This is a genomic window from Pseudomonas xanthosomatis, from assembly GCF_019139835.1.
GTDB classification, from domain to species: Bacteria; Pseudomonadota; Gammaproteobacteria; order Pseudomonadales; family Pseudomonadaceae; genus Aquipseudomonas; species Aquipseudomonas fakonensis.
Map to the genome: position 1 here is coordinate 51785 of NZ_CP077075.1, position 25355 is coordinate 77139.

The 25355-nt window shown below is 65.2% G+C and carries 19 protein-coding genes and 1 tRNA gene; 7 read left to right on the forward strand and 13 right to left on the reverse strand.

Translation table 11 applies throughout. The features are described from left to right. Positions 1 to 249 precede the first annotated feature (249 nt). The 7 genes from KSS93_RS00230 to KSS93_RS00260 form a co-directional block, all read right to left on the reverse strand. Entirely contained in the window at positions 250 to 1917 is a 1668-nt protein-coding gene (locus KSS93_RS00230; RefSeq protein ID WP_217886682.1) for an ABC transporter ATP-binding protein/permease, read from the reverse strand. Then, a complete protein-coding gene (locus KSS93_RS00235; RefSeq protein WP_217886683.1) occupies positions 1914 to 4694 on the reverse strand; it encodes a M16 family metallopeptidase in 2781 nt (926 codons plus the stop codon). The genes KSS93_RS00230 and KSS93_RS00235 overlap by 4 nt, the downstream gene beginning before the upstream one ends. A gap of 31 nt (positions 4695 to 4725) precedes the next feature. Continuing rightward, complete coding sequence (locus KSS93_RS00240) at positions 4726 to 7512, reverse strand: TonB-dependent receptor (protein WP_225917273.1); 2787 nt, start codon at positions 7510 to 7512, stop codon at positions 4726 to 4728. A gap of 482 nt (positions 7513 to 7994) precedes the next feature. Beyond that, complete coding sequence (locus KSS93_RS00245) at positions 7995 to 8954, reverse strand: FecR family protein (RefSeq protein ID WP_217886685.1); 960 nt, start codon at positions 8952 to 8954, stop codon at positions 7995 to 7997. An 88-nt stretch (positions 8955 to 9042) separates the two neighbouring features. Next, positions 9043 to 9543 (reverse strand): sigma-70 family RNA polymerase sigma factor, encoded by a 501-nt coding sequence (locus KSS93_RS00250; RefSeq protein ID WP_217888650.1) that lies wholly within the window; start codon positions 9541 to 9543, stop codon positions 9043 to 9045. A 140-nt stretch (positions 9544 to 9683) separates the two neighbouring features. Further along, the gene (gbdR, locus tag KSS93_RS00255) at positions 9684 to 10790 is read right to left on the reverse strand and encodes a choline metabolism transcriptional regulator GbdR (RefSeq protein ID WP_217841386.1); all 1107 of its coding nucleotides are present in this window, start codon (positions 10788 to 10790) and stop codon (positions 9684 to 9686) included. A gap of 392 nt (positions 10791 to 11182) precedes the next feature. Further along, a complete protein-coding gene (locus KSS93_RS00260) occupies positions 11183 to 12559 on the reverse strand; it encodes an L-serine ammonia-lyase (protein ID WP_217886686.1) in 1377 nt (458 codons plus the stop codon). Positions 12560 to 13001: 442 nt separating this feature from the next. On the opposite strand from KSS93_RS00260, the gene KSS93_RS00265 reads away from it, so the two are divergent. The 3 genes from KSS93_RS00265 (at position 13002) to choV (ending at position 16063) form a co-directional block, all read left to right on the forward strand. After that, the gene (locus KSS93_RS00265) at positions 13002 to 13949 is read left to right on the forward strand and encodes a choline ABC transporter substrate-binding protein (RefSeq protein ID WP_217886687.1); all 948 of its coding nucleotides are present in this window, start codon (positions 13002 to 13004) and stop codon (positions 13947 to 13949) included. 90 nt (positions 13950 to 14039) lie between these two features. Continuing rightward, positions 14040 to 14888, forward strand: a complete 849-nt coding sequence (gene choW, locus KSS93_RS00270) for a choline ABC transporter permease subunit (RefSeq protein WP_217843499.1) — start codon at positions 14040 to 14042, stop codon at positions 14886 to 14888. Further along, positions 14885 to 16063 carry a choline ABC transporter ATP-binding protein gene (gene choV / locus KSS93_RS00275; protein ID WP_217886688.1) on the forward strand — a complete coding sequence of 393 codons (1179 nt, stop codon included), beginning with the start codon at positions 14885 to 14887 and terminating at the stop codon, positions 16061 to 16063. The genes choW and choV overlap by 4 nt, the downstream gene beginning before the upstream one ends. A gap of 137 nt (positions 16064 to 16200) precedes the next feature. On the opposite strand, the gene hisF is transcribed toward choV, so the two are convergent. The 6 genes from hisF to KSS93_RS00305 all read right to left on the reverse strand — a co-directional run bounded on the left by hisF (position 16201) and on the right by KSS93_RS00305 (position 21098). Beyond that, positions 16201 to 16971 carry an imidazole glycerol phosphate synthase subunit HisF gene (gene hisF / locus KSS93_RS00280; RefSeq protein WP_011536177.1) on the reverse strand — a complete coding sequence of 257 codons (771 nt, stop codon included), beginning with the start codon at positions 16969 to 16971 and terminating at the stop codon, positions 16201 to 16203. Between the two features lie 9 nt (positions 16972 to 16980). Beyond that, positions 16981 to 17718 (reverse strand): 1-(5-phosphoribosyl)-5-[(5-phosphoribosylamino)methylideneamino]imidazole-4-carboxamide isomerase, encoded by a 738-nt coding sequence (gene hisA, locus KSS93_RS00285; protein ID WP_217886689.1) that lies wholly within the window; start codon positions 17716 to 17718, stop codon positions 16981 to 16983. A 27-nt stretch (positions 17719 to 17745) separates the two neighbouring features. After that, positions 17746 to 18006: a DUF2164 domain-containing protein gene (locus KSS93_RS00290; protein WP_217886690.1), complete on the reverse strand. Its 261-nt coding sequence runs from the start codon at positions 18004 to 18006 to the stop codon at positions 17746 to 17748. Beyond that, positions 18007 to 18645, reverse strand: a complete 639-nt coding sequence (gene hisH, locus KSS93_RS00295; protein ID WP_217886691.1) for an imidazole glycerol phosphate synthase subunit HisH — start codon at positions 18643 to 18645, stop codon at positions 18007 to 18009. Continuing rightward, complete coding sequence (gene hisB / locus KSS93_RS00300; RefSeq protein ID WP_217841379.1) at positions 18646 to 19239, reverse strand: imidazoleglycerol-phosphate dehydratase HisB; 594 nt, start codon at positions 19237 to 19239, stop codon at positions 18646 to 18648. It lies immediately after the preceding gene. A gap of 200 nt (positions 19240 to 19439) precedes the next feature. Beyond that, positions 19440 to 21098, reverse strand: a complete 1659-nt coding sequence (locus KSS93_RS00305) for an OFA family MFS transporter (RefSeq protein ID WP_217886692.1) — start codon at positions 21096 to 21098, stop codon at positions 19440 to 19442. 422 nt (positions 21099 to 21520) lie between these two features. Here KSS93_RS00305 and KSS93_RS00310 point away from each other — a divergent pair, with 422 nt between their 5' ends. From KSS93_RS00310 to KSS93_RS00325, 4 genes are all read left to right on the forward strand, one after another. Next, a complete protein-coding gene (locus tag KSS93_RS00310) occupies positions 21521 to 23773 on the forward strand; it encodes an AsmA family protein (protein ID WP_217886693.1) in 2253 nt (750 codons plus the stop codon). Continuing rightward, the gene (mutY, locus tag KSS93_RS00315; RefSeq protein ID WP_217841376.1) at positions 23770 to 24837 is read left to right on the forward strand and encodes an A/G-specific adenine glycosylase; all 1068 of its coding nucleotides are present in this window, start codon (positions 23770 to 23772) and stop codon (positions 24835 to 24837) included. The genes KSS93_RS00310 and mutY overlap by 4 nt, the downstream gene beginning before the upstream one ends. Next, entirely contained in the window at positions 24834 to 25106 is a 273-nt protein-coding gene (locus tag KSS93_RS00320; RefSeq protein ID WP_217841375.1) for an oxidative damage protection protein, read from the forward strand. The genes mutY and KSS93_RS00320 overlap by 4 nt, the downstream gene beginning before the upstream one ends. A gap of 91 nt (positions 25107 to 25197) precedes the next feature. Then, positions 25198 to 25273: transfer RNA gene (locus KSS93_RS00325), tRNA-Phe, on the forward strand. Positions 25274 to 25355 lie beyond the last annotated feature (82 nt).

Sequence of the window (25355 nt, forward strand, 5' to 3'; positions counted from 1 at the left end):
GCTTCCACAGCTCGAAGCCTGTAGAAGACTACCCAGCCCTTCGGGCTGCGCTGTCGTGCAGAAAACCGGGCACGAGCCCGCCGCGGCCCCTGTGGGAGCGGGCTCGCCCGCGAACACCGGCGAAGCCGGTGCCAGACACCGCGTGACCTACTTCGCGGGCAAGCCCGCTCCCACAGGTCCCTGCTAAATCAACGAGTTGTGATTTTTTCCATAGGAACGGAGCCTGCCCGCGATTAGGCCTGCCCTGCTTTACGCAGGCTCGGCCTGTTTCTCCAGCTCAATGGTTTGCTCGAACAACTGCGCCAGCCCTTCCTGATGGGTCACCCCCACCACCGTACAGCCCGGCAACTCGCGCCGCAGCATCTGCAACAATGCTTTCGCGCTACCCATGTCCAGCTGGCTGGTCGCTTCGTCCAGGTACAGCGTATCGGGCCGGTACAGCAGTGCCCGCGCCAGGCTCAAGCGCTGCTGCTCGCCACCTGACAGCACCCGCTCCCACTCCGCCTGCCTGTCCAGTTGGCCAATCAGCTCGCCCAGGCCGACCTTGCCCAGCACATCGACCAATTGCACATCATCCATCGACGCTAGCTGTGGATAAGCCAGCAATTGGCGCAGGCTCATGTGCGCCAGGTAGGGCTTTTGCGGCAGCAGCAGGCTGCGCCCACCGGGCAGTTGCCAGTCGCCCAGGCAATACGGCCACAGGCCCTGCAAGGTGCGCAGCAAGGTCGACTTGCCGAGCCCGCTGCGCCCGGCCAGGCGCAGCCACTGGCCGGGCGCAGCCTGCAGCTGCACATCGCCCAGCAGCACACTGCCATCGGGCCGGCACAAGGTCAGGCCCTGCGCGCACAGGCATTCGCCGCGGGGCGCTTGGCTTGCACTGCGGCGGCTGGCAGCGATGGCCTGTTCGAACTGGTCAAGGCGCTCCAGCGCCGCGCTCCAGCGCACCAGCTTGGTGTACAGCTTGATGAACCAGCTCAGCGAGTCGTGCACCGCGTTGAACGCGCTGCGGATCTGCATCAGCCCGCCCAGGGTGATGGCCTTGGCCATGAACGCCGGCAGCGCGGCGAACACCGGGATGATCAGGCTCAGGCGCTGGTAGGCGACGGTGAACAGCCCAAGGTCGCGCTCGCGGCCCATCAGCTGGCGCCAGTTCTGGGCAATGGCGGCGAAGCGCTGCGCCAGTTGCTGGCGCTCCACGGCCTCGCCACGGTACAGGGCGATCTGCTCGGCATGGTCGCGTTTGCGCAACAGGCTTGCGCGAAAATCCGCCTCGCGGTGCTCGCGCTCGTAGTTCAGACGGTGCAGCGGCTTGCCGATCAGGTGGGTCAGCAGGCTGCCAAACAGGGTGTAGGCCAGCACGATCCACACCAGGTAGCCGTGCACGGTGTAGCTGTCGCCGAACAGCTCGAAGGTCTGCACCCCGGAGAGGTTCCACAAGATCACCACGAAGGCGCCGACCTGGGCCAGGTTGATCACCAGGGAGGCCACCAGCTCGATGGACAGATCGACCATGATGTCGACGTCCTGGGCAATGCGCTGGTCGGGGTTGTCCGGCTCGCCGTTGAGCCCCAGGCGGTAGAACGCCTGGTCGGCCAGCCAGGCATCAGTCAGGCGCCCGGTCATCGCCTGGCGCCAGCGCAGCACCAGGCCTTTGCGGATGTAGTCGAGGAACACGATGATCAGCACATAGGCCGCCAGGTACAACGTGTACTCCCCCACCAGCCCGTACAAGGCGTGGGTGTCGAACGCGGTGAGGGTGTCGTAAAAGGTCTTGCTCCAGCTGTTGATCAGCACGTTGATCTGCACCACCAGCAGGCCCAGGCCGATCACCGCAGCAAGCATCAGCCAGGCCTGCCACTGGCTGCGGTCACGCCAGAACGGCAGGCTCAGGCGATAGAAAGTGCGCAGCGTGTTCAACGGGCTTGCTCCAAGGCGCTGGCCGACGGCAGCAGGCGCAGTTGCACCTGGTTGGCGCGGGGGAACAACTGCCTGGCCTGCTGTTGCAGCTCAGCCAGGGTCAGCGCCTCGGGCAGTTGCGCCTGGGTGTGCAGGTAGCGCGGGTCTTGCCAGCGGCGCTCGCTGAGCACCAGGCGCTTGAACTGGGTCTGGGGGTCTTCCCGGCGCTTGCCTTCCTGGCGCAGCAGCTCGCGGCGCTCGTGCTGCACCCATTGCTCATCGACGTTCAGGCTGGCCAGGGTGCGCTGGGCCATGGCCCAGAGCTCATCCACCCGGGCGGGGTCGCAAGTGAAGCTCAGGCTGCTTTCGACACGCTGGGTGTCAGGGTTCAGCTCGCTGTCGAAGCGCAGGCGGTACACCCCCGAGGCTTCGCCGCGCAGTTGGGCCTTCAGGCGCTGGTTGGCCAGGTCGCGCAGCACCGCCACACGCACCGCGGCCTCTGGGCTCCAGGGCTGGTCGTGGTAGCTGCTGGCTTGCAGCACCGCGCGCGGCTCCAGGGCGATGGCCAGGTCTTCACGGCGCTGGCCGGGCTGCTGCAACGCAGCTTGGCTGGCCGGCGGTGCGGCGCGCCGCGGGATGGTCGCCAGCAAGCTGCGCACCAGGGGCTCGAGCTGCTCGCTGGGCAAATCGCCCATCAGGTAGTAGGTCACCGGCGCGCCGACCAGTTGCTGCCAGTCGGCATTCAGTTGCTCGGTGGTCAGGGCCTGCAGCGCCTCGGCGCTTGGCGCCTGCCAGTGGTCGGCGCCGAACTTGAGCTGGCGCTGCACGGCGTCCTGGCGGCTGCGCACATCGTCCGGGCGGCTGCGCAGGCGTTGCAGCAGCTCGTCGCGGGACTCGGTAAACAGCGCAGGGTCGATACTCGCCACTTGGCTGACGCGGTAGCTTTGCAGCAGGGCCTGCAACTGCTCGGGCGGCGCGCCCAGGCTCAGTTGCAGGCGCTGGGGCTGGTGCTCGTGGCTCAGGTTGGCACGCTTGGCCTGGCGCCAATTGGCCAGGGCTTGCGGGGCCATGCCCGGGGTGCCGCTGCGCACAGCCAGTTGCGCGGCCATTTGCACACGCCACACCGGCGCGCCTTCCAGGCGATAGCCGGCGGACGACTCGGCTTGCAGCTGCAGCTTGCCTTCCGGGCCTGGGCGCTTGAGCCAGACCAGGCGGTCGCCGTTGCTCAACTGCCAGTGCTCGACCTGCTGCTCGGGGAACGCCTTGCGCTCGACGATGAGCGCCGACGCCGGTGCTTCGGGCATTTTCACCGGGGTCGCGGGCGCCGCGGGCGGCGCCTTGCGCACCGGGGCATCGAGCTTGCGGGCCGCCAGCGCGGCCTGCTGCGCCTGCACCTCGGCAACCGTCGGCAGGGCCAGCACCGAGGTGCCCGGGGCGCTGACTTGCAGCACCCGGTCGGGGCTGTTCAGCCACAGCCGCAGGCGGTCATTCAGGTCGTTCAGCCCCACCGTGCGCAGCACCTTCTGGTAACGCCGGCCAACGGCTGCTCGCTCGTTTACCGGGCGGTCCTGCACGGCGGCGTTGTTCAGTTGCTCGACCCATTGCTCGAAGGTACGCGGCGTCTGGTTTTTAACCGTTTTGGTGGCCAGCTTGGCGATGACGGTACGTTCGCGCTTTAGGTCGGCGGGGCCCAAGCCATGCTGGCGCAGGCGCTCGATTTCGCTCAGCAGCCCCTGCAGGGCCTGCGGGTGGGCCTGGCCATCGACACCGGCGGCGATGCCCAGCACCGTGGAGTGCTCGCCGATCAAGGTCTTCTGCGCGGTCAGGCTGCGCACCCCGGCAGGCAAGGGTTGGCGGCGCAGGGTATCGAGCAGCGCGCTCAGGGTCATGCGGTCGATCAGCTTTTCGCGCAGCGCCGCATAGGAGGTGCCGCGGCTGTCCGGTTCGTGCAGGCGCAGCAACAGCGCCACCTGGTTACTGCCCGATTGCGGGTCTTGCAGGCGGAAGATCTTCAGCTGGTCGTCCAGCGGCAGTTCGCGCTGCTCGCGGCCGGGCACTTCACCGGCCTTGGCCTGGCCGAAAGCCTGTTCGATCTGCGCCTTGAGCTGCTGCGGGTCGAAGTCGCCGACCGCCGAGATCACCATGTTGTTGGGCAGGTACCAGCGCGACTGGTAGGCCTTGAGGCTTTCCAGGCTGGCCGAGCGGATGGCCGCCTCGTTGCCGATGGTGCGGTGCCCTGGGTAGGCGGAGCCGGCGCGCTGCGAGGCGGTGCGCTGCTCGTTCATGCGCTGGGCCACGCCCAGGCCGCCGCGCCATTCTTCGATGACGATGGGGCGCTCGCGCTCGAGGTCGTCGGCGGTGTAGTCGCGGGCGAACACCAAGTCGGCCAGCGCCTGCAAGGCTTGCGGCGCCTGGCGCACGCCGGCCGGCGGGCCGATCAGGTACTGGGTGCGCTCGTAGTTGGTCACCGCGTTGAAGTTGCGCCCCTGCACCCAGCCCAGCGCGGTCATGCGCTCGCGCAGCTTCTGCTGGCCGCCGGCGCGGCTGTGGAAGGTCAGGTGCTCGACCATGTGCGCCACACCAACCTGGTCGTCGGCTTCGTCCACGGAGCCTGCCTTGACCGTCAGGCGCAGGTCCAGGCGCCCGGGCTGCGAGGTTTCGCGCACCAGGCGGTAGGCCAGGCCGTTGGCCAGCTGGCCGTGGACCACCTGGGGGTCCCAGGGCAGGTCGGCTTCGGTGATTGAGGCGCAGCCGCCGAGCAGCAGCGGGCCGAGCAGGCCCGCAATGAGTTTTTTCATCAGGGTATCCACGGTTCTTGTAAGGGGCGGGTCAGAAGCGGTAGCCGACTTCGAGCCAGTACTGGCGGCCGGTTTCGTAGCGCACGTTGGCGCTGCTGCCGGCACTGATGGTTTCGTTGATCTTGTCGGTGACGTTTTTCACATCGACACCGACGAACAGCGCCTGGTCCTTGCCGGTGGGCAGCTCCCAGTCAACGCGCATGTCCCAGGTGGCCGCACCACCCACCTGCGCGGCCTCGTACACCGCCAGCGATTCGCCGCCGTCGTCGATCTCCCTGCCGGTGTCGATGATCTGCTTGTACGGCCCGCGGTAACGCAGGAAGTTGCTCCAGGTAATGTTCCACTGCGGGATCTCGGTGATCGAGGTCATGCGCAGGGTCCAGGGGCGGTTGAAGTTGTCGGGCGGCAGTTGCAGGTACGAAATGCGCTTGCCGTCGTAGATCACGTCGCTGTCGTTGTATTCGTCGCGGTTGATGATCGAGTCGTAGGTACGGTGCGAGTCTTCGCTGCGCATCCAGCCAAAGGCCCATTGCAGGCTGGTTCGGGTGCCGGCCAGCTTGATTTCGTCACGCGGGGTGATGGTCAGGGTGATGTTGTCGCTCTCGCTGCTGCCCTGGTTGGTGTAGACGTAGTAGTTGGAGGTGTAGCCGTCGACCACCGGCGCGCCGACCACGTTGCGGTATGACTTCACCACCTTGTCGTGGCCGGCGCGATGCACGTACTTGAGGCTGAAATCGGTGTTCAGCCACAGCTGGTCCAGACCGACCATCAGCTCGTCATCGTAGGGAATGTCCAGCGAGGAAAAGCGCACGTCGCCGCTCAAGGTCGACAGGTAGGTCCAGGGGCCGGTCTGCGAGGTGCGGCGGTAGCGGCTGTTGAGCTGGTCACGGCCATCGTCCAGGCGCATCTTGTACAGGTTGCGCCCGTAATAGCGGTTGGCACCGAACACCAGCACGGTGCTGCGGTCGCCGAAGAAGTCGTAGTCACCGGAAAAGCGCGGCGCGAGGGTCTTCTTCTCCATGTAGTCATCGCCCTCGTAGCGCAGGCCCGGGCGCAGGCCGAGCTTGCCGAACTGCATGCTGTCCTGGATGTACAGCGCGTAGCGCTTCTCGTCCACCTCGATGCGGCCGGCGCGGTAGATGCTCTGCGCGTTGGCCCACTGGCGGGTGTTGGTGCTGTTGTACAGCTTGCCCACCGAGCACAGCGGGTCGCCGCCGCAGTCGGTGCCGGTGTCACGGGTCAGGGTGGTGACGCTGCTGGCCTCGGTTTCGCGCTCCCAACTGGCGCGGGTGTAGCCCAGCTGGATGCCGCTGTTGACGGTGTGGGTGCCGCCGGCGAACTGGAAGGTTTGCCAGACGGCATCGGCGGTGTAATCCAGGCGCTTTTGCACCTGCTCGATGCTGCCGTAGGAGCCTTCGGCACTGCGTGGCGTGGTCGCGGTGGTAACCCCCCAGTTCTTCACGTCGGAGTAGTACCAGTTGATGAACTCGTTGGACTGCGCGTCCCGCGAGCTGGAAAGCTCCGACACCGCCAGGGTGTGGGTCCAGGTGGCGGTATCGGCCAGCCAGGTGGCTTTGAGCGAGCCCTGAGTGCCGCCAGTGCTGGTGGTGAACTCGGAGTTCAGGGCGTTCTCGCGAAAGTACAGGTCTTCGCCGGGGGCATACAGCAGCGAGGCATCCAGGGTCAGGCGGTCGTTGACGTTCCAGTAGGTCTTGACCATGTAGTTGTCGAGGCTGCGGGTCTGGTCCTTCTCGTTGTCGGCGTTGGGGTTGGTGTAGCCGTTGCTGTAGGCCTTCAGCGGGATCACCGAGCGCTTCTGCGAGAAGCTGAAAATGGCGCCGAAGTCGTCGGTGAAGTGGCCTTCGAGGGTGCCGCGCAGGGTGGTCTTCTCGAAATCCGGCTGGTACTGCTCGTTGGAGGCGTTGGCGAAGCTTTCCTGGTCGCCGTCGGCGATGTGGTAGCGGGTCCACTCCGAGCGGGTCATGGAGTACGAGATATTGCCGTGCATCTGCCGGCTCGGGCGGCGGGTGATGGCATCGACCACACCGCCGTTGAAGCCACCGTAGCTGGCCGGCACGTTGCTGTCGTAGACCCGCACTTCCTCGAGCAGGTTGGCGTCCAGGGCAATGCCGTGGGAGCGGCTGGGCGAGGAGTCGAACTGGCGCACGGCGTTGTAGTCGTGGGCGCCGGGGTCGAGGTCGTTGTTGATCGAGATGCCGTCGATCATGAAGTTGTTCTGGTAGTACTTGGCGCCGTTGATGCTGATGTCGGCCGGGGCGATTTCGCCAGGGGTGTTGGAGCTTTGCTGGCTGGTGCTGAACTGTACGCTGGGGTGCATCTGCAGCAAGGTGGTGATGTCGCCGTTGGCGCCGGGGAAGGCCTTGATGGCCCGGCTGCCGATCACCGTGGTACCCATGTAGCTGTTTTCTTGCGTGTCGCCGAGCACCACGGTGTTGTGCAGCTCCAACGGGCCATCGCCGTCGCTGTGCAGCAGGCGGAAGGTGAAGGTGCCGGTTTCATAGTCCCAGGTGATGCCGCTGCTTTGCAGCAGGCGCGACAAGGCGACTTCGCTACTGAGGTTGCCGCTGATCGCCGTGGAGGCCAGGCCTTGCAGCAGGTCGGGGTCGACGCTGACCTGCAGGCCGCTCTGCTGACCGAAGGTGATCAGGGCCATGGCCAGGTCCTGGCTTGGGATGTTGAAACCATGCACCTGCGCCAGCAGCGCCTGTTCGGCGTCGGTACGGGCCTGGGCAGCTGGCAAGGTCATCAGGCAGCACGCCGCCAGCACGCCAGCCCCGGCAGCCTGAACTGCACGCAACGACCACTCCCGCGCCTGGCGCGTCCTAAGGCTTGTTGTTTCAGTCATCCCACATCCCCGCCCCGGGCAATCGCCGGGCTGCAAAATTGAATACGAATCGCTATCAGTTGTTGCGCGCGGGGGAGAAGACGGGGCAGTTCAGCGGTTTTTCAGAAATTTGTTAAAAAATTTTTTTGGGCGGTTTACGCGGGGGCTGTACGCGGCCCTGTAGGAGATCACCCAGCCCTTTCGGGCTGCGCTGTCGCGCAGAGAACTGGTCTCGCAGATGTACCCAGCCCCTGTGGGAAGCGGCCTTGTGTCGCGATGGGGCGCGAAGCGGCCCCAAGGCCTCAGCCTCATGCAAAATTGCCGGGGCTGCTGCGCAGCCCATCGCGACACAAGGCCGCTTCCCACGGGAACCGTGTTCAATCAATGAGTTGTAGTTTGTTCTATGAGAGCCGGCTTGCCGGCTCCTATAGGCGATGAGGCCGGCAATGCCGTTTTCAGGGCTTGCTCAGCACCAGCAGCCACGGGCCATAGCTGCGCACTTCGCCGCCATGGGGGCGGATCACGGCTCGCAGTGCCGCCTCGGGTTTGCGCAGGTCGTACACGCCGGTCACCCGCTTGCTGCCCAGCGCATCGTCGCGCAGCAGCACCGTGCCCGGCAGGTAGCGCGCCAGTTCCTGCACAAGCTCGGCCACCGGCTGGTCGTCGGCAATCAGCTGGCCCTGGCGCCAGGCGGCGGCCTGCGAAGGCGCGAACGTGCTTAGCTGGGCCTGGCCGTCGCGGTAGCGCAGGCGCTGCCCGGCAGTCAGCGCGGCGGCCAGCACCTTGGCCGAATCCTCGACCCGCACCGAGCCATGCTGCACGTCCACGCCTACCCTGCCCGGGCGCAGCTGCACGTTGAAGGCAGTACCGGTGACGGTCACCTGCACGCCCTCGGCGCGTACATGGAAGGGCTTGCGCTTGTCGGGCTTCACTTCGAAGAACGCCTGCCCGGTGAGCAGGCGCACATCGCGCTGGTTGCCGGCGTAGTCCACGGCGATGGCGGTGTCGCTGTCCAGCTGCACCACGCTGCCGTCGGCCAGGGTGACGTCGCGGGTCTCGCCCTGGGCGGTGCGGTAGTCGGCCTGCAGGCGCAGGCTCAGCGACGGCGCCACCGCCAGCATCAGGCAGGCGGCCACGGCAGCGCCCAGCCACCAGCGCCGCGGCACCTTGCGCCGCACCGGCAGTTGCACCACCTCGGCGCTGGCCGGCCACTGTTCGCAGGTAGTCGGCGCCAGCTGCCCGCTCAGGCGCCACAGGCGCTCGGCCTTGCGGTAGGCCTCGGCATTGCCGGGGTCGTTGGCCAGCCACTGCTCGAACTGCTCGCGCAGGGGCATGTCCTGGGGGGCCTGCTGCAGGCGCAGGAGCCAGTCCAGCGCCTGCTCGCGGCGGCTGGCGGTGAGGTCTGCTGACGTCATGTCGGGCATGTCTCCTTGGGGCTCGGGGGCGCGAAGGGTCGCACAGAGTCGGCCCGTTGAGCAAAAGACGCGGCAGCCTGCGGTTTTTTCACAGCTCGTCCTCCAGCCGTGCCAGGCAGTGGGCCAGGGCATCGCGCACCAGCTGGTGCACCAGGCTCACCGACACCTCAAGGTGGTTGGCCACCTGCTGCAGGGTATGGCCGCCCAGGCGGTGCATCTCGAAGGCCGTGCGGGTGCGCAGGGGCAGTTCCTCGAGGGCGCGGCTGATGGCGGCCAGTTCGCTCTGCTGGCTGACGGCCTGCTCGGGGGAAGCGGTGCTGGCGGGCAGTTCGGCGAGCAGCTCGTCGCCGCCTGGCTGGGCTTTTTCAGTGGCGGTGCGGCGGGTCTGGTCGAGGGCCAGGTTGCGCACGATGCGGTACAGGTAGCTGGCGGGGTGGCGGATATCGGCCTCGTCCGCCTGCCGGCTGAAGCGCAGCCAGGCTTCCTGGACCACATCCTCGGCACGGGCGCGGCAGCCGACGATCGGCGCGGCGTAGTCCACCAGTGCCGGGCGGTGGGCCAGGTAGAGCTGCAGTTTGTCGTCCGCCACGGGGTGGTATGCCAAGGTGTTTCGGGGGCGGCGATGTTACCTGTTGTCGAGAATCATTATCAATATGTATTGATCCGGCGGTGAGGGCCAATCGCCGGCAAGCCGGCTCCTACAGGGAGCCGACTGCCGATGAGGGTGGCTCAGAGCCTCACACTGGCAAAGGTCGATTCGTTGCGTGCCTGGCTGAGGGCTGCCATCGGCCCGCTGTGGGGCGACAGGGCCATGGCCTGCGGGATCGGCATCATCGCCACTTGTTGGGTGGTGTTGGAGCCCACGCGCTCATCACGCGGCGGGATGCCGAAATACTCGCGGTAGCACTTGGAGAAGTGCGGCGTGGACACGAAGCCACACACCGAGGCCACCTCGATGATCGACATCGGCGTCTGCTTGAGCAGCTGACGCGCGCGGATCAGGCGCAGCTTGAGGTAGTAACGCGACGGCGAGCAGTGCAGGTACTTCTGGAACAATCGCTCGAGCTGGCGACGCGACACCGACACGTAAACCGCCAGTTCGTCGAGGTCGATCGGCTCTTCGAGGTTGGCCTCCATCAGCGCGACGATTTCCTGAAGCTTGGGCTGGTTGGTGCCGAGCATGTGCTTGAGCGGCACGCGCTGGTGGTCCTGCTCGTTGCGGATGCGCTCGTAGACGAACATTTCGGAGATTGCCGCCGACAGCTCGCGGCCGTGATCACGGCTGATCAGGTGCAGCATCATGTCCAGCGGCGCAGTGCCGCCGGAGCTGGTGAAGCGGTTGCGGTCGAGGGTGAACAGGCGGGTGCTCATGTTGACCCGCGGGTAGGCCTCCTGCATGGCGGCCAGGCATTCCCAGTGCACGCTGCAATCGAAGCCGTCGAGCAAGCCGGCGCAGGCCAGTGCCCAGCTGCCGGTGCATACCGCGCCCAGGCGGCGCGACTGGCGGGCCTGGGCCTGCAGCCAGGTGACGTGCTCGCGGGTGACGGTGCGCTGAATGCCCACGCCGCCGCAGACGATCACGGTGTCCATCGGCGGGGCGCTGTGCATGGCGGCGTCGGGGGTGATTTGCAGGCCGTCGCTGGCCCACACCTGGCCACCGTCGACGGTCAGCGTGTGCCAGCGGTACAGCTCGCGGCCGGACAGCTGGTTGGCCATGCGCAGCGGCTCGACCGCCGAGGCCAATGAAATGAGGGTGAAGTTGTCCAGCAGGAGAAAACCGATGGACTGTGGAGCTGTGCGGTTCTGGGTTGGGTTCCCGGAGGTGTACGACGTCATCGCGATTTCTCCTCACACAAATGCAGGGTGTGCCTCAGGCGGGCACTGGTTTCTTGTTATCACCCCGGTTCGTATGCAGGGGCTTTGCCAATCTCAACGCAAACGCCGTGCCTGAAATTGAACGGCTATCCAAAAAAACCCAAAAACGACGTCATCTCGTTGCCGTGCAGGGCTTTTTTCTTGCGTTGCGGTTCATGCGCAAAGCGCCGGGCCAGCGCCTTTGCGTGTCTGTGCTGAGCAGTTCGGTAGCACAAGTGGGAAGGTTGCCCAGAAGCGACAGACTTGAGTGTCACCGACAACGAGCACACTGGTAACGACAGCCGACGGCCGGTCGTGAGCGGCGGCTGCGCCATAACATGGCGCAACCGCCAGGGGTGGGCCAAAACGGCGCATCAGCACTCGATGGCGCTGACCGCAAGGCCGCCGCGCGAGGTTTCCTTGTACTTGTCGTGCATGTCGGCGCCGGTGTCACGCATGGTGCGGATCACCTGGTCGAGGGAGATGAAGTGTTCGCCGTCACCGCGCAGGGCCATCTGCACGGCATTGATCGCTTTTACCGCGGCAATGGCGTTGCGCTCGATGCAGGGCACCTGCACCAGGCCGCCGACCGGGTCGCAGGTAAGCCCCAGGTTGTGCTCAAGGGCAATTTCGGCGGCGTTCTCCAGTTGCGCCGGGGTAGCGCCGAGCACTTCGGCCAGGCCCGCAGCGGCCATGGCGCAAGCCGAGCCCACCTCGCCCTGGCAGCCCACTTCGGCGCCAGAGATGGAGGCGTTCTTCTTGCACAAAATGCCCACCGCAGCGGCGCCGAGGAAGAAATCCACCACGTTGGTTTCGTCCACCACATCGGAGAAGCGCATGTAGTAGTGCAGTACTGCCGGGATGATGCCCGCCGCGCCATTGGTGGGCGCGGTGACCATGCGCCCGCCGGCGGCGTTCTCTTCGTTGACCGCCAGGGCGAACAGGTTGACCCACTCCATGGCGCTCATGGTCGAGCCGATCACGTTGGGCTTGCCGATTTCCTGCAGGCTGCGGTGCAGCTTGGCGGCGCGGCGGCGCACGTTAAGCCCGCCGGGCAGCGTGCCTTCGTACTTCAGGCCGTTGTTCACGCACTCCTGCATGGCGTGCCAGAGCTTGAGCAGGCCGGCGCGGATTTCGTCCTCGCTGCGCCAGACCTTCTCGTTGGCCATCATCAATTGCGACACACGCAGGTCGTTTTGCTTGCACAGGCGCAGCAGTTCGGCGGCGCTGTTGAAGTCGTACGGCAGCACGGTCTGATCGGCGTCCAACACGCCGCTGGCGGCCTGCGCGGCGTCGACCACAAAGCCGCCACCCACCGAGTAGTAGGTGTCGCGGTGCAGCTCGCCAGAGGCGCCTTCGGCCACCAGGGTCATGGCGTTGGGGTGGTAGGGCAGGTTCTCGTCCAGCAGCAGCATGTCGCGGGCCCAGACGAATTCGATGGGCAGGCGGTTATCCAGTTGCAGCAGGTTGGTTTCGCGCAAATCGGCGATGCGCGGGGTGATCTGCGTGGGGTCGATGGAGTCGGGCCATTCGCCCATCAGGCCCATGATGGTGGCGTTGTCGGTGCCGTGGCCGACGCCGGTGGCCGAGAGCGAGCCGTACAGGCGCACCTCGATGCGCCTTACCTGCTCCAGTTCGCCGCGCTCGCGCAGCCCCTGGACGAACAGCGCGGCGGCGCGCATGGGGCCGACGGTGTGCGAGCTGGAAGGCCCGACACCGATCTTGAACAGGTCAAACACGCTGATGGCCATTGTCGCAACACCTCTTGATGGGCTGTCTGGGCACGCCAAACGACGCCTTGCACAACTGCTAGGCTGAAACGTCGAGCCGCCTTGGAATGCTCGCATCATCGGGCTTTTGCCCACCCCCCCGCCGTCTGCAACCGACGTACTTTTGTCCGGCAGCGCCGCTGTGATCCGGTGCCTTGTGCGCCGCTTTCCAGCGGCCGGGCGACGCAAAAACCGGGGTGTGGGGGTGGAACAACCCGATTGCGACATCGCCCGTACTGGATGCGACCCGTCCTGTACTGGATACGACCCCACCAGTAGGCGATTGCCGAACGCTGGAGGATTATCGAAAGCGACTCGTATTGCACGGCCTCGCATCCTGCCCTCTGCAGGCCTGGCTCACCGGCGCGCTAAAAAGCGCCGGCGGCCCCCGCGAACCCGAAGATAAAATCACAGGAGTCCACCTATGAAAGCTTCACCCTCGCTGTTGCTGGCCGCGATGCTCTGCGCACCGTTGCTGGCCCAGGCCGCCGAACCCGAGCAGTGCCAGACGGTACGCTTCTCGGACGTTGGCTGGACCGACATCACCGTGACCACCGCCACCACCAGCGTGGTACTCGAGGCGCTGGGCTACAAGACCCACACCACCATGATTTCGGTGCCGGTCACGTACAAGTCGCTGGCCTCGGGCAAGGACCTGGATGTGTTCCTCGGCAACTGGATGCCGACCATGGAAAACGACATCAAGCAGTACCGCGATGCCGGCACCGTGGAGACCGTGCGCGCCAACCTGGAGAACGCCAAGTACACCCTGGCGGTGCCCCAGGCCCTGTACGACAAGGGCCTGAAGGACTTTGCCGACATCCCCAAGTTCAAGAAGGAACTGGACGGCAAGATTTATGGCATCGAGCCGGGTAACGACGGCAACCGCACCATCCAGAGCATGATCGACAAGAACGCCTTCGGCCTGAAGGACGCCGGTTTCAAGATCGTGCAGTCCAGCGAGGCGGGCATGCTGTCGCAGGTGGACCGGGCGCAGAAGCGCGGCGAGGCGGTGGTGTTCCTGGGCTGGGAGCCGCACCCGATGAACACGCGTTTCAAGATGCAGTACCTGACAGGGGGCGACGAGTTCTTCGGCCCCGAGTTCGGCAAGGCAACCGTATTGACCAACACCCGCAAGGGCTATGCGCAGGAATGCAGCAACGTTGGCCAACTGCTGAAGAACCTGTCGTTCGAGCTCAAGGATGAAAGCACGATGATGGGCTATGTCCTGGACGACAAGATGAAACCTGAAGCCGCCGCGAAAAAATGGCTCAAGGACAACCCTGGCAAGCTGGACACCTGGCTGGCCGGCGTCACCACCGTGGATGGCAAACCCGGCCTTGAGGCGGCCAAGGCCAAACTCGCTCAATAACAACGAATTTCGCAGTAGCAACAAGCACTACCTCGGGGCGGGACCGTGCCGCCCCGGACTGATTTCAATCTTTGCAGGTGGAAGCTCGCTATCATGCTTATCGATCAGAAAATACCCCTGGGGCAGTACATCGCCTCATTCGTCGAATGGTTGACCCAGAATGGCGCCAATTACTTCGACGCTATCGCTCAAGGCCTGGAATTCATGATCCATGGCGTCACCAGTGCCTTGACCTGGTTCAACCCTTTCGTGCTCATCGCCCTGTTCGCCGCCCTCGCGCACCTGATTCAGCGCAAGTGGGCACTGACCGTATTCGTCGCCCTGTCGTTCCTGCTCATCCTCAACCTGGGCTACTGGCAGGAAACCATGGAAACCCTGGCGCAAGTCAGCTTCGCCACGGTGGTGTGCGTGGCCTTCGGCGTACCGCTGGGCATCCTCGCCGCACACAAGCCGATGTTCTACACCGCCATGCGCCCGGTGCTGGACCTGATGCAGACCGTGCCCACCTTCGTCTACCTGATCCCCACCCTGACCCTGTTCGGCCTGGGTGTGGTGCCGGGGCTGATATCCACCGTGGTGTTCGCCATCGCCGCGCCGATCCGCCTTACTTACCTGGGTATCTGCGACGTGCCGCAAGAGCTGATGGACGCCGGCAAGGCCTTTGGCTGCTCGCGCCGCCAGCTGCTGACCCGCATCGAACTGCCCCATGCCATGCCGAGCATCGCCGCCGGCGTGACCCAATGCATCATGCTGTCGCTGTCGATGGTGGTGATCGCCGCCCTGGTGGGCGCCGATGGCCTGGGCAAACCTGTGGTCAACGCACTGAACACCGCCGATATCTCGCTCGGCTTCGAAGCGGGCCTGGCCATCGTGTTGCTGGCAATCATGCTCGACCGTATCTGCAAGCAACCGGAGCTGCCGGCAAGGGGTGAGGCATGAGCATCATTCGTTTCGAAGACGTCGACGTAATCTTCTCGAGCAAGCCACGCGAGGCGCTGGCGCTGCTCGACAAGGGCCAGACCCGCGAGCAGATTCTCAAGCAGACCGGCCTGGTGGTGGGGGTCGAAAAGGCCAACCTGGACATCAACAAGGGCGAAATCTGCGTGCTGATGGGCTTGTCCGGCTCGGGCAAGTCGAGCCTTCTGCGCTGCATCAACGGCCTGAACACGGTCAGCCGCGGCAAGTTGTTCGTCGAGCACGAAAACAAGCACATCGACATTGCCCACTGCACCCCGGCGGAGCTGAAGATGATGCGCACCAAGCGCATCGCCATGGTGTTCCAGAAGTTCGCCCTGATGCCTTGGCTTACGGTGCGCGAGAACATCAGCTTTGGCCTGGAGATGCAGGGCCGCCCTGAAAAGGAACGGCGCAAGCTGGTGGACGAAAAACTCGAGCTGGTGGGCCTGACCCAGTGGCGCAATAAAAAGCCCGACGAGCTGTCTGGCGGCATGCAGCAGCGCGTGGGCCTGGCCCGGGCGCTGGCGATGGACGCCGACATTCTGCTGATGGACGAACCCTTCTCGGCCCTCGACCCGCTGATCCGCCAGGGCCTGCAGGACGAGCTGCTGGATTTGCAGGCCAAGCTGAGCAAGACCATCGTGTTCGTCAGCCACGACCTGGACGAGGCCCTGAAGCTGGGCAGCCGCATCGCGATCATGAAGGACGGGCGGATCATCCAGTACAGCAAGCCCGAGGAGATCGTGCTGAACCCGGCCGACGAGTACGTGCGTACCTTCGTTGCCCACACCAACCCGCTGAACGTGCTGTGCGGGCGCAGCCTGATGCGCAGCCTGGACAACTGCAAGCGGGTCAACGGCTCGGTGTGCCTGGACCCGGGCGGCGACTCGTGGCTGGACCTTGGTGAAGGCAACTCGATCAAGCGCGCACGCCAGGGGCAGAACGGCCTGGACATGCAGAACTGGGCACCGGGGCAGGCGGTGGAAGGCCTGGGGCGCAAGCCGACGCTGGTGCACGCCGACATCGGCATGCGCGAAGCGCTGCAGATTCGTTACCAGACCGGCAACAAGCTGGTGCTGCAGGAGAACGACAAGGTGGTGGGGATTCTGGGGGATACCGAGCTGTACCACGCGTTGCTCGGCAAGAATCACGGCTGATGCCGTTGGGGCCGCTTTGCGGCCCATTCGCGGGCAAGCCCGCTCCCACAGGTACTGCACTGCTCTTGAGGCCAGTGCGATACCTGTGGGAGCGGGCTTGCCCGCGAATGGGCCGCAAAGCGGTCCCAATCAATGTTTCAGCGCACGACGATCCCGCGCGAAGCCATATAGGCCTTGGCCTCAGGCACGGTGTACTCACCGAAGTGGAAGATACTCGCCGCCAGCACCGCGCTGGCGTGCCCTTCCAGAATGCCGTCAGCCAGGTGCTGCAGGTTGCCCACACCACCGGAGGCGATCACCGGAATACCCAGCGCATCGCTGATGGCGCGGGTAACGCCCAGGTCGAAGCCGTTCTTCATGCCGTCCTGGTCCATGCTGGTCAGCAAAATCTCGCCAGCACCCAGGCCTTCCATCTTCTTCGCCCACTCCACCGCATCCAGCCCGGTGGGCTTGCGCCCGCCGTGGGTGAAGATCTCCCAGCGCGGGGCCTCGCCCGGGCCGGAGACTTTCTTGGCGTCGATGGCGACGACGATGCACTGCGAGCCGAAACGGTCCGCCGCCTCGCCGACGAACTCCGGGTTGAACACCGCGGCGGTGTTGATCGAAACCTTGTCGGCACCGGCGTTGAGCAGGTTGCGGATGTCCTGCACGGTACGCACGCCACCGCCCACGGTCAGCGGGATGAACACCTGGCTGGCCATGCGCTCGACGGTGTGCAGGGTGGTGTCACGGCCATCGACGCTGGCGGTGATGTCGAGGAAGGTGATCTCGTCGGCGCCCTGCTCGTTGTAGCGACGGGCGATTTCCACCGGGTCACCGGCATCGCGGATGTTCTCGAACTTGACGCCCTTGACCACCCGGCCGTTGTCCACGTCCAGGCAAGGGATGATGCGCTTGGCCAGTGCCATGGTCGTTCCTCAGCCTTGGTAGTTGTCGCAGAAGGCCTGGGCCTCGGCGACGTCGAGGGTGCCTTCGTAGATGGCGCGGCCGGTGATGGCGCCGACGATGCCGGGGGCCTTGGCGTCCAGCAGGGCCTTGATGTCACCCAGGTTGTGGATGCCGCCCGAGGCGATCACCGGAATGCGCGTGGCTTCGGCCAGGGCCTTGGTGAAGGGCACGTTGCAGCCCTGCATCATGCCGTCCTTGGCGATGTCGGTGTAGACGATCGCCGAGACGCCATCGGCCTCGAAACGCTTGGCCAGGTCGATGACCTGCACCGAGCTGACTTCGGCCCAGCCGTCGGTGGCGACGAAGCCGTCCTTGGCATCCAGGCCAACGATGACCTTGCCCGGGAAGGCCTTGCAGGCCTCGGCGACGAACTCTGGCTGCTTGACCGCCTTGGTGCCGATGATCACGTAGCTGACGCCAGCCTTGACGTAGTGCTCGATGGTTTCCAGCGAGCGGATGCCGCCGCCGATCTGGATCGGCAGGGACGGGTAGCGCTTGGCGATGGCGGTGACCACCTCACCGTTGACCGGCTGGCCTTCGAAGGCGCCGTTCAGGTCGACCAGGTGCAGGCGGCGGCAGCCACCCTCGACCCACTTGGCGGCCATGCTCACCGGGTCGTCGGAGAATACCGTGGAGTCTTCCATGCGGCCTTGGCGCAGACGCACGCAGGCACCGTCTTTCAGATCGATAGCGGGGATAATCAGCATGTTGGGGACCTGTCCAATTCGTTGAGTTCAGGGCTTCTCGAGCGCCCACAGGTCGCTTTCGATGCTCTCGAACCGCTCCTTGAGGTGCAGCTGAACATCGGCAATCGCCCTGTTGTAGTAATGGGGTGCAATTTCCTTGCTGAACAGCTCGAGGACCTCGGCCACCTCGAACGACCCCAGCTGCAGCTCGAAGCGGTCTTCCAGGAAGCGCTTCAAGGTGTCGAGCGCCTCGCGCTCCTGCTCGGGGGCCAGGGTGATGACGGGGGCCTTGGTCTTCGACCTGCTCATTTACCAGCGCCCGTCCCAGGCGACGAAGTTCTGCAGCAGCTGCAGGCCATGGGTGTGGCTCTTCTCCGGGTGGAACTGCACGGCAAAGCGCGAGCCGTCGGCCAGCGCTGCGGCAAAATCGTTGCCGTAGTGGCCGCGGCCGACCACCTGGCCGGGCTTGCCGGCGTTGATGTAGTAGCTGTGCACGAAGTAGAAGCGCGCACGGTCAGGGATGTCGTGCCACAGCGGGTGGTCGATGGTCTGGCTCACTTCGTTCCAGCCCATGTGCGGCACCTTCAGGTGCTCGCCGTCTTCTTGCAGGCCTTTGCCGAAGAAGCGCACCTGGCCCGGGAACAGGCCGATGCAGTCGACACCGTCGTTTTCTTCGCTATGGTCGAGCAGCGCCTGCATGCCCACGCAGATGCCGAGGAACGGGCGGTCCTGGCTGACTTCGCGTACCAGGCTGTCGAAGCCCAGGCGGCGGATTTCGGCCATGCAGTCGCGGATGGCGCCAACGCCCGGGAACACCACGCGGTCGGCTTCACGAATGACCGCCGCGTCGCTGGTGACCACGACCTTGCCGGCGCCCACGTGCTCGAGGGCCTTGGCCACCGAGTGCAGGTTGCCCATGCCATAGTCGATTACGGCTACGGTCTGCATTTACAGGCACCCTTTGGTGGACGGCATCTGCCCGGCCATGCGCGCGTCCTGCTCGACCGCCATGCGCAGGGCACGGCCGAAGGCCTTGAACACGGTCTCGATCTGGTGGTGGGTGTTGTGGCCACGCAGGTTGTCGATGTGCAGGGTCACCAGGGCGTGGTTGACGAAGCCCTGGAAGAACTCCTGGAACAGGTCGACATCGAAGCCGCCAACGCTGGCGCGAGTGTAGGGCACGTGCATCTGCAGGCCCGGGCGGCCGGAGAAGTCGATGACCACGCGCGACAGGGCTTCATCCAGCGGCACGTAGGAGTGGCCGTAGCGGAAGATGCCTTTCTTGTCGCCGACCGCCTTGGCGAAGGCCTGGCCGAGGGTGATGCCGACGTCTTCGACAGTATGGTGATCGTCGATATGCAGGTCGCCCTTGCACTCGATATCCAGGTCGATCAGCCCGTGGCGAGCGATCTGGTCCAGCATGTGTTCGAGGAAAGGTACGCCGATATCGAATCGGGCCTTGCCACTGCCATCGAGGTTGATCGAGCACTTGACCTGGGTTTCCAGGGTATTGCGCTCGACGGAAGCCTTACGTTCGACCATCACCAGCTCCGCAAAATCATTGGGCGAAAAGGGCGTCATTATAGGCCCAGAACGCGCCGGCTTGAAACGCGGATGACATATGGCAGCACAAGCAATCGCGGGGCGAGCCCGCTCCTACAAGTCTATACAAGACCTGTGGGAGCGGGCTTGCCCCGCGATGAGGATGGAACAGCCGGCCACTGCGCCGGCTGAATCACCTGTCAGTGGAACAGTACTGCAGTCTTCTGCAGGGTGATCCACACACCCCAGGCCAGCGGAATCACCACCACGGCCCAGGCCAGCAGCACCAGCGGCAGGCTGCCCGAGGAAGCTTTCCACTCCAGCGAGCGCGCGCTGTCGGCGCCCTTGTCGTGGCTCAGGGCGCGCTCTGCGGCAAGCTCGGCGTCGGTCATGAAGTACTTGTCGGCCACCGGGCGCACCAGCAGGTTGCAGATGAAGCCCAGCACCAGCAGGCCGGCCAGGATGTACAGGGTCATGTCGTAGGCCGCAGCCCGCTCCACGCCTGCGGCCAGCTGCGCTTCACGCAGGTAGGTGATCAGCACCGGGCCGAGCACGCCGGCAGCGGCCCAGGCGGTCAGCAGGCGACCGTGGATGGCGCCGACCATCTGCGTGCCGAACAGGTCGGCCAGGTACGCAGGCACGGTGGAGAAACCGCCGCCGTACATCGACAGGATGATGCAGAACGCCGCCACGAACAGTGCCACGTTGCCCAGGTGGCCCATGTTCGGCACCAGGCTGTAGAGGCCCACGCCCAGGGCGAAGAAGGCGAAGTAGGTGTTCTTGCGGCCGATGTAGTCGGAGAACGACGCCCAGAAGAAGCGGCCGCCGATGTTGAACAGGCTCAACAGGCCGGTGAAGCCGGCAGCAATGGCGGCAATCTGCGCCAGTTGCGCAGGGTTCAGCTCGCTGAAGGTCAGCTCGTTGCCCAGCAGCTTGCCGGCGAACACTTCCTGCAGCAGCGGCGAAGCCATGCCGAGGATGCCGATACCGGCCGACACGTTCAGGCACAGCACCAGCCATACCAGGGCAAACTGCGGGGTCTTCCAGGCCACGCTGACGTGCACGTGGCGGTCGGTGACCATGGCGTTGGCTTTTTTCGCCGGCGGCGTCCAACCTTCAGGCTTCCAGCCGGTCGGCGGTACGCGGTAAGCCAGGGCGCCGGCGGTCATGAACACGAAGTAGATGGCGGCCATGGCGACGAAGCTCTGCCATACGCCCACCTCGGTGCTGCTGCCGAAATGGCCCATCAGTGCAGTGGCCAGAGGAGCGCCCACCATGGCACCTCCACCGAAGCCCATGATTGCCATGCCGGTCGCCATGCCGCGCTTGTCCGGGAACCACTTGATCAAAGTCGACACCGGCGAGATATAGCCCAGGCCCAGGCCGATACCACCGATCACACCCGAGCCCAGCCACATCAGCCACAGCTGGTGGGTTTTCACGCCGATCGCCGAGATCAGCAGGCCGCCGCACCAGCACAGCGCCGATACCAGGCCGGCCTTGCGCGGGCCGGCGTGCTCCAGCCAGCCGCCGAGTACCGCGGCCGAGCAGCCGAGGAACACGAAGAACAGGGTGTAGATCCAGCTGAGCATGGAGATCGGCCAGTCGCACTCGGCGCTGAACAGGCGGGCGACGAAGCCCATGTCGGCGGCGCAGGCGACCGGGGCGGTGACGCCCAGGGCCTGGGACAGTGGCAGCCAGAACACCGAGAAGCCGTAGGCCATGCCGATGCACAGGTGAATGGCCAGGGCTGCCGGCGGGACCAGCCAGCGGTTGAAGCCCGGGCGGGCGATGATGCGCTCCTTCGACAGGAAGCTCGGCGAACCGGTCGCCGCCCCTGCCGTGATACTGCTGTTCATGGGTTTTCCTCTTGTAGGTGGGCTTTGCTCGCAGTTTCAATGCCCGGCTCTGTGTGGCTGCACGCAAGGCGGCCCGGCCGTTATCGGCACCAGACCGCGACAATGGGTCGCGGTTGGCTGCAAAAGCGGCGCAAGATTAACAGCTGCAGATGACATGAAGGCAATCTGATATCCCTATTTTTTCGACAACTGAGTCAATAATTCTTGTACCCAGGTGTGGTGGTGCGGCGTTTTGCGCTTGGGAGCAAAGGCCGTGTGCGGCCTGCGCCGGCCCTATCGCCGGCAAGCCGGCTGCTACAGGGGCGGGCGGGAATAAATGAACTGCCCCTGCACAAACTGTCGAAACGTCGGATACGCAGAGCCATACCGCACGGCGCTATACTCGCCGCTGAATTTCAAAATCGGACTACAAGGACTCGCCCATGAAAGCGTTCGGCAAAATCCTGGGGCTGGGGCTTCTCGGGTTGTTGCTGATCATCGTGGCGCTGGGCTTCGCCCTGACCCACCTCTTCGATCCCAACGACTACAAAGACGAAATCCGCCAGCTGGCCCGCGACAAGGCCCATGTGGAACTGACCCTCAACGGCGATATCGGCTGGAGCCTGTTCCCGTGGCTGGGCCTGGAGCTGCACGAGGCGAGCATCGCCACGCTGAACAACCCCAAGGTGCCGTTCGCCGACCTGCAGATGCTTGGCCTGTCGGTGCGCGTGCTGCCGCTGCTGCGCCGCGAAGTGCAGATGAGCGACGTGCGGGTCGAGGGCCTGAACCTGACCCTCACCCGTGATGCCAACGGCCACGGCAACTGGGAAGACATCGGCAAGCCGCTGCCCGACGCGAACGTGGCCAGCGCCCCGGCCGGCGGCGCCAGCGCGCCCGCCGATGCCCCAGTCAGCAAACCCGAAAGCAGCAGCGAACGCGCGGTCAAGCTCGACATCGACAGCCTGACCGTGAACAACGCACGAATTCTGTACACCGACGAAAAAGCCGGGCAGACCTACAGCGCCGAGAGCATCCAGCTGAGCACCGGCGCCGTGCACGAAGGTGTGAACATTCCGCTCAAGGCCAGCGCCTTCCTGGCAGCCAGCCAGCCGAACATGAAGGCTCGCACCGAGCTTGCCGGCGAGCTGCGCTTTGACCGCAAGCTCAAGCGCTACAACCTCGAGGACCTGCGCCTGTCGGGTGAAACCTCGGGCGAGCCGCTGGCCGGCAAGACCGTGACCTTCGCCGCCCAGGGCCAGGTCCTGGTCGACCTGGCCGCCAACGTGGCGTCGTGGAGCGGGCTGAAGGTCTCGGCCAACCAGCTGCGCGCCCTCGGCGAGCTGAACCTGCGCGACCTGGACAAAGCCCCGCAACTCACTGGCGCGCTGTCCATCGCCCAGTTCGACCTGCGCACCTTCCTCGACGGCATCGGCCAGCCGCTGCCAGCCACCGCCGACCCGGCCGCGTTCAACAAGCTCGAGCTGGTCACCCGTCTGGAAGGCTCGCAAAACAGCCTGGCCCTGGAAGACCTGGCGGTGAAGCTGGATGACAGCACCTTCAGCGGCCGTGTGGCTGTGGAAGACTTCACCAAGCAAGCCCTGCGCGTGCGCCTGAAAGGCGACACCTTCAACGCCGACCGCTACCTGCCGGCCAAAAGCGAAGAGGCCAAGGGCGCCACCGCGGCGCGCCAGGCCGAGGTCAAGCAGCAGGAGTCTGCCGCGGTGGCCGGCGCCGGCACCACGCCGCTGCCCAACGCCCCGACGCAACAGGCCTGGAGCAACGACAAGCTGCTGCCGGTGGACCGCCTGCGCGCCCTCGACCTGCAGGCTGAGCTTGCCTTCGGTGCGCTGACCCTGGACAAGCTGCCGATCAGCGACGCCCAGCTCAACGCCAACGGACAAGGTGGCCTGCTCACCCTGCAAACCCTGCGCGGCGGCCTGTACAACGGCAGCTTCGAGGCCAAGGGCACGGTCGACGTGCGCCCAGCCGTACCGCAGATCGGCATCAACACCAAGATCAACCGCGTGCCGGTGGAGCACTTCATCAAGCGCGAAAGCCCTGACCAGGCACCGCCGGTGAAGGGCCTGCTGACCCTTGACAGCAACCTGACCGCCACCGGCAACAGCCAGAAGGCGCTGGTCGACACCTTGAACGGCACCGCCAGCTTTGCCATCAACGATGGTGTGCTGGTCAACGCCAACCTTGAACAGCAGCTGTGCCAGGCCATCGCCACCCTCAACCGCAAGCAACTGAGCGGCGAGCCGCGCGGCAAGGACACGCCGTTCCAGGAGCTGCGCGGCAGCCTGGTAATCCGCAACGGCGTGGCCAGCAACCCCGACCTCAAGGCGCGCATCCCGGGCCTGACGGTGAACGGTAATGGCGACCTCGACCTGCGCGTGCTGGGCATGGACTACAACGTCGGCGTGGTGGTCGAAGGCGACCAGCGCGCCATGCCCGACCCGGCCTGCCAGGTGAACGAGCGCTACGTGGGCGTTGAAGTGCCGCTGCGCTGCCGCGGCCCGCTGGAGCTGGGCGCCAAGGCCTGCCGCCTGGACCAGGACGGCCTGGGCAAGGTGGCGGCCAAGCTTGCCGGCAACCGCCTGAAAGACAAGATCGATGAAAAGCTCGAAGAGAAACTCGGAGGCAAAGTGAGCCCGGAACTCAAAGACGCGCTCAAGGGGCTGTTCAAACGATGAGCCCCCAGCAGTTCTCCAGCGCGGTGCTGGAGTGGTACGACCAGCACGGCCGCCACGACCTGCCCTGGCAACAGGGCATCACCCCGTACCGGGTGTGGGTGTCTGAAATCATGCTGCAGCAGACCCAGGTGAGCACCGTGCTCAATTACTTCGACCGCTTCATGCAGGCGCTGCCCACCGTGCAGGCCCTGGCCGAGGCGCCGGAAGACGAAGTGCTGCACCTGTGGACGGGCCTGGGCTACTACACCCGCGCGCGCAATCTGCAAAAGGCCGCGAAGATCGTCGTCGAGCAGCATGGCGGCGAATTCCCGCGCAGCGTCGAGCAGCTCACCGAGCTGCCCGGCATCGGCCGCTCCACAGCGGGGGCCATCGCCAGCATCAGCATGGGTATCCGCGCGCCGATTCTGGACGGCAACGTCAAGCGCGTGCTGGCCCGCTACACCGCCCAGGCCGGCTACCCCGGCGAGCCCAAGGTGGCCAACCAGCTGTGGGCAACCGCCGAGCGCTTCACCCCCATGGCCCGGGCCAACCACTACACCCAGGCGATGATGGACATGGGCGCCACGCTGTGCACCCGCAGCAAGCCCAGTTGCCTGATTTGCCCGCTGCAGCGCGGTTGCGAAGCGCACCTGCACGGCGAAGAAACCCGCTACCCCGAGCCCAAGCCACGCAAGGCGCTGCCCCAGCGCAAGACGCTGATGCCGCTGCTGACCAACCACGAAGGCGCCATCCTGCTGTACCGCCGCCCGTCCAGCGGGCTGTGGGGCGGGCTGTGGAGCCTGCCGGAGCTGGACAGCCTGGCGCAGCTCGACGACCTCGCCTACCAGCACGGCCTGCGCCTGGCCGGCAGCCAGGCTTTGCAGGGCCTGACCCACACCTTCAGCCACTTCCAGCTGGCAATCGAGCCGTGGCTGGTGCGTGTCGAGCCTGTCGGGGCGCACGTGGCCGAGGCCGACTGGCTCTGGTATAACCTCGCCACCCCGCCGCGCCTGGGCCTTGCTGCCCCGGTCAAGAAGCTGCTGCAACGCGCGGCCGACGAACTGATTGCAGGAGAAACCCCATGACCCGCACCGTGAAGTGCCGCAAGTACAACGAAGAATTGCCAGGCCTGGAGCGCCCGCCTTACCCCGGCGCCAAGGGCCAGGACATCTTCGAGCACATCTCGCAGAAGGCCTGGAAAGAGTGGCAGGACCACCAGACCATGCTGATCAACGAGAAGCGCCTGAACATGATGAATGCCGAGGATCGCAAATTCATCCAGGCCGAGATGGACAAGTTCTTCGCCGGCGAGGATTACGCCCAGGCCGAAGGCTACGTTCCACCCTCGGAATGAGCCCGGGGATCGTAAGCGACGGAATTAATTTAAAATTTTTTAAAAAAAGTCGTTGACGCCCCGTCAGAAAATCTATTTAATTCACCCCGTCGCCCAGATAGCTCAGTCGGTAGAGCAGAGGATTGAAAATCCTCGTGTCGGCGGTTCGACTCCGTCTCTGGGCACCACCTTCAAGCTTCTGGTGGTTGCAAAGTTACCCGAAGCGACACAAAAAACCCGCCTAGTGCGGGTTTTTTGTTGTCTGCAATT